Here is a 10,927-nt window from a genome sequence, read left to right as displayed (position 1 = left end):
CCAGGCCGGCCAGTCGGGGGGGCAGGGACTCGTCCGGCTCGTGGCGGAGGCGGTCGACATCTGGAACAAGCGCCGGGCGGCCGGCGCCCGGTGACGGCCGGCCGGACGCTCGCCCCTTCGTCCGGCCGACCGCCGTTCACCGGCCGCAGCCGCTCACGCCCGGCTCCACCGCTGGTTGGCGTTGCCGTGGCAGGTCCAGACGATCACCCGGGTGCCGTTGGCGGTGCCCGCGTTGTCGACGTCCAGGCACAGCGACGGGAAGCGCCCGTTGCTCACCGTGCCGTTGCCGTTGATGGTCCACTGCTGGTTGGTGCCGCCGTTGCAGTCCCAGATCTGCACCCGGGTGCCGGCGGTCGCGTTCGTCGGCACGTCCAGGCACTTGCCGAGCACCTGCAACGCCTGCCCGTTGGCGGTGAACTGCTGGTTGGCATTGTTGTGACAGTCCCAGATCAGCGTGCCGGTGCCGTTGGCGGTGCCGGCGTTGTCGACGTCGAGGCACCGGCCGGACGACTCGCTGCGCAGCCGGAACGTGGTCGGGACCGGTGGCGGGGTCGTGGTGCCGCCGCCGCTGACCCGGTAGACCACGGTGCCGTGCGCGGGGACGCTGGCGGAGATCGCGCCGGTGCTGGTGGAGGTGGCGTCGGTCCAGGCGTCGCGCAGCGTGAACGAGCTGCCGCTCTTGCCGATCGCCGCCGCCGTGGTGGAGACGGTGGTGGTCGAGCTGCCCTGGTTGAACAGGGCGACCGCCACGTCTCCGTTGGCCAGCGGCTTGGCCAGCACCCGCCGGGTGCCGTCGAAGGAGACCTGGACCGCCTGGCGGCCGAGCGTGTCCTGGTTGATCGCGACCAGGTTGGCGTTGCGCAGGATCGCCAGCGTGGCCGCGTTCGTCGAGCGGACGTCGTGGCCCATCATCAGCGGCGCCGCCAGCATCGACCAGAGCGCGAAGTGACTGCGCATCTCGGTGTCGTTCATGCCCCCTCGGCCGACCTCCAGCATGTCCGGGTCGTTGAAACCGCCGGGGGCGGCGTACCCGGCCAGGGGCACCGTGACGTCGACGATGTTCTGGATGCCCATCGGGTAGCCGTTGGTCTGGCCGGTGTTCCACGCGTTGGTGATGTCCTCGGTGGTCCGCCAGAGGTTCGCCACGTCGCTCCAGTTGCGCTGCGGCCCGGTCTTGGCGTGGTAGCTGTTGGGGTTGATGCTGTAGACGATCGGCCGGCCGGTGGAGGCCAGCGCGTCGCGCATGATGCCGAACCGCGCCACCTGGTCGTTTATCGTCCCGGTGCCGGAGCACCAGTCGTACTTGAGGTAGTCCACGCCCCACGCGGCGAACTGCCGCGCGTCCTGGTACTCGTGGTTGAGGCTGCCGGTGGCGCCGGGGAACGCGCCGCCGACCTGGGCGCAGGTCTTGTCCAGCGGCACCTGGTAGATGCCGAACAGCAGGCCACGGGCGTGCAGGTAGTCACCGAGCGCCTTCATTCCGCTGGGGAACCGTTGCGGGTGCGCCTGGAGGTTGCCCTGCGCGTCCCGGTTCGGGTTGAACCAGCAGTCGTCCACGACGACGTACTTGTACCCGAGGTCGCGCAGTCCGTTGGCGACGATCGCGTCGGCGGTCTGCTGGATGAGGGTCTCGTTGATGTTGCAGCCGAACGTGTTCCAGGTGTTCCACCCCATCGGCGGCGTACGGGCGACGCCGTTGTCCAGCGCCCGGGCCGGGCGTGGGGCGACTGCCCCGTCGGTGACGGTGGCTGCGAGCGCCACCGCCGCGACACCCAGGACGGCGAGCGTCCGTCGGGTCCATCTGCGCACTGGGTCCTCCTCGGTGGCCGGGCGCCGTCCGTGCCGGTACCCGGAAGGGAGCGGCCCGCCGGTCGCACGGCGTCGCCCGTGGTCCACGGGGACGGACGCGGCACGGTAGTTCCACCAGGGCCGGTCGGTGCCGGCGGGCGCTCGTGGGTGGTGGGGTTCCGGCGGTCGACGGGGTCGCCGTCCGTCGCCGCCCGGCTGCGGCGCCGGGGTTTCCCGGACAGCGGCGCCACAGTGTGTGGGGATGGCGAAATGTTATCGCTGACATCAAACACTGTAAATAGCCTGGCGACCCTCGGGCGGCTTGCGGCGGCCTGCTGCCGAGGGTGCCGCGGCGAGAAAAAGAGCCGCTGAGCGGCCTTCTGGGCGGCCCCGCGGCGGCATCTGGGCCCTCGGGCCGGGGGAGTCGGGAACGCCGAGAGAATTTCCGGAAGTTCCATCGACTGTTGTCGCTAACAGGCCGTCTACCCGAGGTTCGACCGCGCCGTCGGCGTGGATCTCCCGGCCGGCGGCCGGGCCGGTCCGCGCGGGGCGGAGGACGCCGGTTCCGGGCGCCGCCGCTCGTTACGTAGCTGTTGCCCGGACGTGTCTTGACGGATGTGTATGTGAGCGCTAACACTAACTCCGTGACACGGCGGAGGTGCAAATGAGCGAAGTGGACGCGACCGACCGGTACGTGATCGGGGTCGACTTCGGCACGTTGTCCGGCCGGGCGTTGGTGGTCCGGGTCCGCGACGGCGCTGAACTCGGCACCGCGGTGCACGACTACCGGCACGGGGTCATCGAGACCGCGCTGCCCGACGACGGCCCGGCGTTGCCGCCGGACTGGGCGCTGCAGGACCCCGACGACTACCGCGACGTGCTGCGCCACGCCGTACCGGCAGCGCTCTCGGCGGCCGGCGTGGACCCGGCACTGGTGGTCGGGATCGGCATCGACTTCACCGCCTGCACGGTCCTGCCGACGCTCGCCGACGGCACGCCGCTGTGCGAGATCCCGGAGCTGCGCCACCGGCCGCACGCCTGGGTCAAGCTCTGGAAGCACCACGCCGCGCAGCCGCACGCCGACCGGATCAACGCGCTGGCGCACGAACGCGGCGAACCGTGGATCGGCCGCTACGGCGGCAAGATCTCCGCGGAGTGGCAGTTCGCCAAGGGGCTGCAGATCCTGGACGAGGACCCGGAGATCTACCGGCGCGCCGAGCGCTTCATCGAGGCGGCCGACTGGATCGTCTGGCAGCTGTGCGGCGTCGAGACGCGCAACGTCTGCACCGCCGGCTACAAGGGCATCCGGCAGGACGGCCGGTACCCGTCCCCGGACTACCTGGCCGCGCTCGACCCGGACTTCACCGACTTCGTCACCAAGCTGGACGGTCCGCTGCTGCCGCTGGGCGCGCGGGCCGGCGCGCTCGACGCCCGCGCCGCCGCCTGGACCGGCCTGCCCGAGGGCATCGCGGTCGCGGTCGGCAACGTCGACGCGCACGTCACCGCCGCCGCCGCCCAGGCGCTGCGGCCCGGCCGGCTGGTGGCCATCATGGGCACCTCCACCTGCCACGTGCTCAACGGCACCCACCCGGCCGAGGTGCCGGGCATGTGCGGCGTGGTCGACGGCGGCATCAGCCCCGGCGCCTGGGGCTTCGAGGCCGGGCAGAGCGGCGTGGGGGACATCTTCGGCTGGTTCGTGCGCCACGGCGCCCCGGCCGGATTCGACTCGCACGAGCGGCTCACCGAGGCCGCCGCGGCCCAGCCGGTCGGCGCGCACGGCCTGGTGGCGCTGGACTGGTGGAACGGCAACCGGTCGCTGCTGGTCAACCACGACCTGAGCGGGCTGATCGTCGGGCTGACGCTGGCTACCCGGCCGCCGGACGTCTACCGGGCGCTGCTGGAGGCCACCGCGTACGGCACCCGGATGATCGTCGAAGCGTTCGCCCAGGCCGGAGTGCCGGTCGACGACCTGGTGGTGGCCGGCGGGCTCACCTCCAACCGGCTGCTGATGCAGATCTACGCCGACGTCACGAACCGGCCGCTGAGCATCATCGGCTCCGCCCAGGGGCCGGCGCTCGGCTCGGCCATCCACGCCGCGGTCGCGGCCGGCGAGTACCAGTCGATCCACGAGGCGTCCGCCGCGATGGGACGGATCGAGGAGGCGGTCTACCGGCCCGTACCGGAGAACGTCCGGGCGTACGACGCGCTCTACGCCGAGTACCGCGCGCTGCACGACCACTTCGGCCGCGGCGCGAACGACGTCATGCTGCGCCTGCGGGCGATCCGCAACGCGGCGGTCGACGCCCGCGCCGCCGCGCCCTTGGAGGTGGTCGGATGAACAGCCATGTCGCCGAGCTGCGCGAGACGGTGGCCCGCCTGCACCGCGAGCTGACCCGCTACGGGCTGGTGGCCTGGACCGCCGGCAACGTCTCGGCCCGCGTACCCGGTCAGGACCTGATGGTCATCAAGCCCAGCGGCGTCGACTACGACGACCTGACCGCCGAGTCCATGGTGGTCTGCGACCTGAGCGGCACTGTCGTCGACGGCGGCGGCTCGCCGTCCAGCGACACCGCCGCGCACGCCTACGTCTACCGCGCGATGCCCGAGGTCGGCGGCGTGGTGCACACCCACAGCGGCTACGCCACCGCCTGGGCGGCCCGGGGCGAGGCGATCCCGTGCTGGCTGACCGCGCAGGCCGACGAGTTCGGCGGGGAGATCCCGGTCGGGCCGTTCGCGCTGATCGGCGGCGACGACATCGGCAAGGGGATCGTCAGCACGCTGTCCGGGCACCGCTCGCCCGCGGTGCTCATGCGCAACCACGGCGTGTTCACCATCGGCCGGGACGCCCGGGCGGCGGTCAAGGCCGCCGTGATGTGCGAGGACGTCGCCCGCACCGCGCACCTGGCCCGAGCGCTCGGGCAGCCGCTGCCGATCGCGCCGGCCGACATCGACTCGCTCTACGACCGTTACCAGAACGTCTACGGCCAACGCCCGCCGGCGCCCTGACCCCGGACCGGGCGCCGCGCACCCACCCCACCACCACACCCGGACGCACCGGCTCCCCGCCGCGCGTCCGGAACATCCAACCCCGGAGGAGAACCGATGAGTACCAGGAGCACGGCCCGCAGGGTCATCGCCGCGCTCGCCGGCGTGCTGCTCGCCGGCAGCATGGCGGCCTGCGGCAACAGCGACACCGGTGGCGATTCCGGTGACGGCAACGACAAGATCGTCCTGGGTTTCTCCCAGGTGGGCGCCGAGAGCGGCTGGCGCACCGCGAACACCACCTCGATCAAGGAAGCGGCCGCCGAGGCCGGCATCGAGCTGAAGTTCGACGACGCGCAGCAGAAGCAGGAGAACCAGATCAAGGCGATCCGCAACTTCATCCAGCAGAAGGTCGACGTGATCGCCTTCTCGCCGGTGGTGGAGTCGGGCTGGGACACCGTGCTCAAGGAGGCCAAGGACGCGAAGATCCCGGTCATCCTGACCGACCGCGCGGTCGACTCGGCCGACAAGTCGCTCTACAAGACGTTCCTCGGCTCGGACTTCGTCAAGGAGGGCCGCCTCGCCGGCGAGTGGCTGGTGGAGCAGAAGAAGGCGGCGTCCGGCCCGGTCAACATCGTCGAGCTGCAGGGCACGACCGGCTCGGCCCCGGCCAACGACCGGAAGAAGGGCTTCGCCGAGGCGATCGCCGCCAACCCCAACCTGAAGATCGTCGCGTCGCAGTCGGGTGACTTCACCCGGGCCGGCGGCAAGCAGGTCATGGAGCAGTTCCTCAAGGCCAACCCGAAGATCGACGTGCTCTTCGCGCACAACGACGACATGGGTCTGGGCGCGCTCGAGGCGATCAGCGCGGCGGGCAAGACGCCCGGCAAGGACATCACCATCATCACCGTCGACGCGGTGAAGGACGGCATGCAGGCCCTCGCGGACGGCAAGTTCAACTTCATCGCCGAGTGCAGCCCGCTGCTCGGCCCGCAGCTGATGGAGCTGGTCAAGAAGGTCAAGGCCGGCGAGGAGGTCCCCGCCCGGATCGAGACCGAGGAGACCACCTTCACCCAGGAGCAGGCCAAGGAGGCACTGCCCAACCGCAAGTACTGACCCACCCCGGGGGTCGCCGTCGCGAGACGGCGGCCCCCGTGCCACCACCGTCTAGAAGAGGTCCGATGGGATGACGGGTAACCGTCCGGTCCTGACCATGACCGGCATCAGCAAGACCTTCCCCGGGGTCCGCGCGCTGCACGACGTCGACTTTCGGCTGTTCCCGGGCGAGGTCCACGCCCTGATGGGTGAGAACGGCGCCGGCAAGTCCACCCTGATCAAGGTGCTGACCGGCGTCTACGGGACCGATGCGGGAGTCATCACCCTCGACGGCGAGCAGGTCTCGTTCAGCGGGCCGATGCAGGCCGCCGCGGCCGGCGTCAGCACCGTCTACCAGGAGGTCAACCTCTGCACCAACCTGTCGGTGGCGGAGAACGTCTTCATCGGCCGCGAGCCGCGCCGGCTCGGCGCGGTGCGCTGGGGCGAGATGCGCCGGCGGGCGCGCGACCTGCTGGCCCGGCTCGACCTCGACCTCGACGTCTCCGCGCCGCTGGGCACGTACTCGCTCGCGGTGCAGCAGATGGTCGCCATCGCCCGGGCGATCGACGTGCAGGCCCGGGTGCTGATCCTGGACGAGCCGACGTCCAGCCTGGACGCCGGCGAGGTGGCGCAGCTGTTCCGGATCATGCGCCAGCTCCGTGACGAGGGCATCGCGATCCTGTTCGTCACGCACTTCCTCGACCAGGTCTACGGCATCGCGGACCGCATCACGGTGTTGCGCAACGGCACGCTGGTGGGGGAGTACCGCACCGAGGAGCTGCCGCAGTTCAGCCTGGTCGAGAAGATGATCGGGCAGGAGCTGGACGTGCTGGAGCGGCTCGACGAGCAGCAGAAACGCGCCACCGTCGACACCGCGGACGAGGCCCCGCTGGTGGACGCCGACGGGCTGGGCCGGCGTGGCGCGGTCGCCCCGTTCAGCCTGCGCATCCACGCCGGTGAGGTGGTCGGCCTGGCCGGCCTGCTCGGCTCCGGCCGTACCGAGGTGGCGCGGCTGATCTTCGGCGCGGACCGGGCCGACCACGGCCAGGTCCGGCTCGACGGCGGCCGGGCGCCGGTGCGCAACCCGATCCAGGCCATCGGCCAGGGCGTCGGCTTCTGCTCGGAGAACCGGCGGGCCGAGGGCATCGTCCCGGAGCTGACGGTCCGGGAGAACATGATCCTGGCGATGCAGGCCGCGCGCGGCTGGCTGCGTCCGATCCCGCGCCGCCGCCAGGACGAGCTGGTCCGCAGGTACGTCGAGGCGCTGAGCATCCGCCCGGCCAACCCGGAACTGCCGGTGCGCAACCTGTCCGGCGGCAATCAGCAGAAGGTGCTGCTGGCCCGCTGGCTCATCACCGAGCCGCGCCTGCTCATCCTGGACGAGCCGACCCGCGGCATCGACGTGGGCGCGAAGGCCGAGATCCAGAAGCTGGTGGTGCAGCTCTCCGACGGCGGCATGGCGGTGCTGTTCATCTCCGCCGAGCTGGAGGAGGTGCTGCGCCTGAGCCACCGGGTCGCGGTCATGCGCGACCGCGAGATGGTCGCCCAGCTCGACAACGACGACACGCTCGACGCCGACCGCGTCATGCGCACCATCGCCAGCGGCACCACGCGGAAGGAGGTGACCCGATGACCGCCGTCGTCGCCCGCCTCCGCCCGCTCACCGGCCACCGCCTGTTCTGGCCGGCGCTGGTGCTCGTGGTGATGCTCGCCGCGAACACCGTCTACCGTCCCGGCTTCCTCGCCGTCGAGGTCAAGAACGGCCACCTGTACGGCACGCCCATCGACATCCTGCGGCTGAGCGCGCCGCTGATCCTGGTCGCGCTCGGGATGACGCTCGTCATCGCCACCGGCGGCATCGACCTGTCCGTCGGGTCGCTCTGCGCCATCAGCGGCGCGATCGCCTGCCTGCACATCAGCGGGGCGGCCGACCAGAACAGCCCGGCCACGGTGGCCACCGCGCTGGCGCTGGCCTTCGGCGCCGCGCTGGTGCTCGGCGCGTGGAACGGCGTGCTCGTGGCGGTCATCGGCATCCAGCCGATCATCGCCACGCTGATCCTCATGGTGGCCGGCCGGGGCATCGCCCAGCTGGTCACCGAGGGGCAGATCATCACGATCAACTCCGGGCCGTACCGGGCGATCGGGCTCGGGCACTTCCTGACGCTGCCGCTGGCCATCCTGATCGCGCTCGCCGCCGCGCTGCTGGTGGCCGCGTTCACCCGGCGTACCGCGCTCGGCCTGATCGTCGAGTCGGTCGGCGGTAACGCCGAGGCCAGCCGGCTGGCCGGCATCCGGTCGCGGCGCATCGTCTTCCTCGTCTACGTGATCAGCGCCGCCTGCGCCGCGCTCGCCGGCTTCATGGTCACCGCGAACGTGTCCAGCGCCGACGGCAACGCCGCCGGCCTGTGGATCGAGCTCGACGCGATCCTGGCGGTCGTGATCGGCGGCACGTCGCTCGCCGGTGGCCGGTTCTCCCTCGGCGGCACCGTCCTCGGCGCGCTGATCATCCAGACCCTGACCACCACCGTGTACGCCATGAACATCTCGCCGCAGACGTCGCTGCTGTTCAAGGCGGTCGTCGTCATCGCCGTCTGCCTCGTGCAGGCCCCGGCGTTCCGCGCCCGGCTGCGCCGGCGGCGGCGCGGGACCGAGCCCGGGCCGGCGGCGCCGCAGCGGGAGAAGGAGCAGGTGCCGGCATGAGCAGCACGTCGTTGACCACCGGCCGCTCCTGGCGGCCCAGCCTGCCCCGGCGGCACGTCCCGGTGCTGGCGACGCTCGCCCTGCTGCTCGTCATGTACGGCATCGGCGTGTCCCAGTACCGCGCGTTCTCCAACATCCAGGTCGTCTTCAACGTCTTCATCGACAACGGCTTCCTGCTCGTCGTCGCGGTCGGCATGACGTTCGTGATCCTCACCGGCGGCATCGACCTGTCCGTCGGCTCGGTGGTCGCGATGACCGCGATGGTGTCGGCGTCGCTGCTGCGCGACGGCCTGCCCGCGGCGCTGGTGCTGGTCATCGCGCTGCTGATCGGCCCGACGCTGGGCTTCCTGATGGGCTGCGCGATCCACTTCTTCGAGATCCAGCCGTTCATCGTCACACTCGCCGGGATGTTCTTCGCCCGCGGCATGTGCACGTTCATCAGCGACTCCTCGATCTCCATCACCGACGGCTTCTGGACGTCGATGTCGCAGCAGCGCATCGGCGACCCGGCCGGCAACTTCGTCTCGATCAGCGTGCTCATCGCGTTCGCGGTGGTGCTGATCGCGGCGTACGTGCTGGCGTACACCCGGTTCGGCCGCAACGTGTACGCGGTCGGCGGCAACGCGCAGTCGGCGCTGCTGATGGGCCTGCCGGTGGCGCGGACCCGGATCGCCGTCTACACGATCAGCGGGCTCTGCTCGGCCATCGGCGGCATCCTGCTGTCGTTCTACACGCTCTCCGGCGCGCCGCTGATCGCCGTCGGGATGGAGCTGGACGTGATCGCGGCTGTGGTGATCGGCGGCACCGTGCTCACCGGCGGTTCCGGGTACGTCTTCGGCACCGTGCTCGGCGTGCTGGTGCTCGGCGTGATCCAGACCCTGATCACGTTCGACGGCAGCCTCAACTCCTGGTGGACCAAGATCGTGATCGGCGGGCTGCTCTTCGCGTTCATCCTCCTCCAGCGCCTCATCGGCATCCGGTTCAAGTGACGGTTCCTAGCGCGGAAGGCAACAACATGGCAACTCACCCCCAGCCCGAGGTCTGGTTCCTCACCGGCAGCCAGGGCCTCTACGGCGAGGACACCCTGCGGCAGGTCGCCGAGCAGTCCCGGCAGATCGCCGCGCGCCTGGACTCCTCGCCGGACATCCCCGTCCGCGTGGTCTGGAAGCCGGTCCTCACCTCCAGCGCGGACATCCTGGCGGTGTGCCGGGACGCGGCCGTGCAGGGCGCGGTCGGGGTGATCGCCTGGATGCACACGTTCTCCCCGGCCAAGATGTGGATCTCCGGGCTGGACGCGCTACGGACGCCGCTGCTGCACCTGCACACGCAGGCGAACGTGGCGCTGCCGTGGGACGAGATCGACATGGACTTCATGAACCTCAACCAGGCCGCCCACGGCGACCGGGAGTTCGGGTTCGTCCAGACCCGGCTCGGGGTGGCCCGCAAGACCGTCGCCGGCCACGTCACCGACCCGCGCGTCGTCGGCCGGGTCGCGGCCTGGGCCCGGGCCGCCGTCGGCTGGTCGGCGCTGCGGACGCTGCGGCTGGCGCGCTTCGGCGACAACATGCGCGACGTCGCGGTCACCGAGGGGGACAAGGTCGAGGCGGAGCTGCGCTTCGGCGTATCGGTGAACACCTACGGCGTCAACGACCTCGTCGCGGCCGTCGACCAGGTGGCGGACGCGCAGGTGGACGACCTGGTCAAGGAGTACGACGACACCTTCCGGGTGGCGCCGGAGCTGCGGCCCGGCGGGGACCGGCACGACTCGCTGCGGTACGCGGCGCGCCAGGAGCTGGGCCTGCGCGCGTTCCTGGAGGCCGGCGGGTTCCGGGCGTTCACCACGAACTTCGAGGACCTCGGCGGGCTGCGCCAGCTTCCCGGGATCGCGGTGCAGCGCCTGATGGCCGACGGCTACGGCTTCGGCGGCGAGGGCGACTGGAAGACCTCGGTGCTGGTGCACACGCTCAAGGCGATGGCCGTCGGGGCGCCGGGCGGCACCTCGTTCATGGAGGACTACACCTACGACCTGACGTTCGGCCAGGAGCTGATCCTCGGCGCGCACATGCTGGAGGTGTGCCCGAGCATCGCCGCCGACGTGCCGAGCGCGCAGGTGCATCCGCTGAGCATCGGCGGGCGGGAGGACCCGGTGCGCCTGGTCTTCGACGCCGCGCCCGGCCCGGCCGTGGTGCTGGGCATGGCGGACATGGGGGAGCGGTTCCGGCTGGTGGCCAACGCGGTGGACGTGGTGCCGCCGCCGCACCCGCTGCGCCGGCTGCCGGTGGCGCGCGCGGTCTGGCGTCCGCAGCCCGACCTGGCCGGCTCGGCGGAGGCGTGGATCACCGCGGGCGCGCCGCACCACACC

At 71.4% G+C, this 10,927-nt stretch carries 8 protein-coding genes; 7 read left to right on the top strand and 1 reads right to left on the bottom strand.

Annotated features, from left to right (window positions below; all coding sequences use genetic code 11):
* Positions 1–153 precede the first annotated feature (153 nt).
* Positions 154–1,809: a ricin-type beta-trefoil lectin domain protein gene (locus KBX39_RS11505; RefSeq protein WP_210870418.1), complete on the bottom strand. Its 1,656-nt coding sequence runs from the start codon at positions 1,807–1,809 to the stop codon at positions 154–156.
* 643 nt (positions 1,810–2,452) lie between these two features.
* Here KBX39_RS11505 and araB point away from each other — a divergent pair.
* The 7 genes from araB to araA form a co-directional block, all read left to right on the top strand.
* On the top strand, positions 2,453–4,126 hold the full coding sequence (gene araB, locus KBX39_RS11500) for a ribulokinase (protein ID WP_043323306.1): 1,674 nt from the start codon (positions 2,453–2,455) through the stop codon (positions 4,124–4,126).
* On the top strand, positions 4,123–4,794 hold the full coding sequence (locus KBX39_RS11495) for an L-ribulose-5-phosphate 4-epimerase (RefSeq protein WP_210870416.1): 672 nt from the start codon (positions 4,123–4,125) through the stop codon (positions 4,792–4,794). Before araB ends, KBX39_RS11495 begins: the two co-directional genes overlap by 4 nt.
* Positions 4,795–4,890: 96 nt before the next feature.
* A complete protein-coding gene (locus tag KBX39_RS11490; protein WP_043323310.1) occupies positions 4,891–5,886 on the top strand; it encodes an ABC transporter substrate-binding protein in 996 nt (331 codons plus the stop codon).
* Between the two features lie 70 nt (positions 5,887–5,956).
* Positions 5,957–7,498 (top strand): sugar ABC transporter ATP-binding protein, encoded by a 1,542-nt coding sequence (locus KBX39_RS11485; protein WP_043323312.1) that lies wholly within the window; start codon positions 5,957–5,959, stop codon positions 7,496–7,498.
* On the top strand, positions 7,495–8,565 hold the full coding sequence (locus KBX39_RS11480) for an ABC transporter permease (RefSeq protein ID WP_210870414.1): 1,071 nt from the start codon (positions 7,495–7,497) through the stop codon (positions 8,563–8,565). The genes KBX39_RS11485 and KBX39_RS11480 overlap by 4 nt, the downstream gene beginning before the upstream one ends.
* On the top strand, positions 8,562–9,554 hold the full coding sequence (yjfF, locus tag KBX39_RS11475; protein ID WP_043323316.1) for a galactofuranose ABC transporter, permease protein YjfF: 993 nt from the start codon (positions 8,562–8,564) through the stop codon (positions 9,552–9,554). Before KBX39_RS11480 ends, yjfF begins: the two co-directional genes overlap by 4 nt.
* Before the next feature lie 26 nt (positions 9,555–9,580).
* On the top strand, positions 9,581–10,927 hold a 1,347-nt coding region (araA, locus tag KBX39_RS11470; protein ID WP_210870412.1), incomplete at its 3' end, for an L-arabinose isomerase.

Origin of the sequence: Micromonospora sp. D75, from assembly GCF_018070405.1 — a bacterium.
In the GTDB taxonomy this organism is placed as follows: domain Bacteria; phylum Actinomycetota; class Actinomycetes; order Mycobacteriales; family Micromonosporaceae; genus Micromonospora; species Micromonospora chalcea.
This window is presented reverse-complemented; position numbering and strand designations above follow the sequence as displayed.

What these genes read in the sequence shown, in the direction of transcription:
- araB (WP_043323306.1), top strand. Translation starts at nt 2,453, where the DNA reads ATGAGCGAAGTGGACGCGACCGACCGGTACGTGATCGGGGTCGACTTC.
- KBX39_RS11495 (WP_210870416.1), top strand. Translation starts at nt 4,123, where the DNA reads ATGAACAGCCATGTCGCCGAGCTGCGCGAGACGGTGGCCCGCCTGCAC.
- KBX39_RS11490 (WP_043323310.1), top strand. Translation starts at nt 4,891, where the DNA reads ATGAGTACCAGGAGCACGGCCCGCAGGGTCATCGCCGCGCTCGCCGGC.
- KBX39_RS11485 (WP_043323312.1), top strand. Translation starts at nt 5,957, where the DNA reads ATGACGGGTAACCGTCCGGTCCTGACCATGACCGGCATCAGCAAGACC.
- KBX39_RS11480 (WP_210870414.1), top strand. Translation starts at nt 7,495, where the DNA reads ATGACCGCCGTCGTCGCCCGCCTCCGCCCGCTCACCGGCCACCGCCTG.
- yjfF (WP_043323316.1), top strand. Translation starts at nt 8,562, where the DNA reads ATGAGCAGCACGTCGTTGACCACCGGCCGCTCCTGGCGGCCCAGCCTG.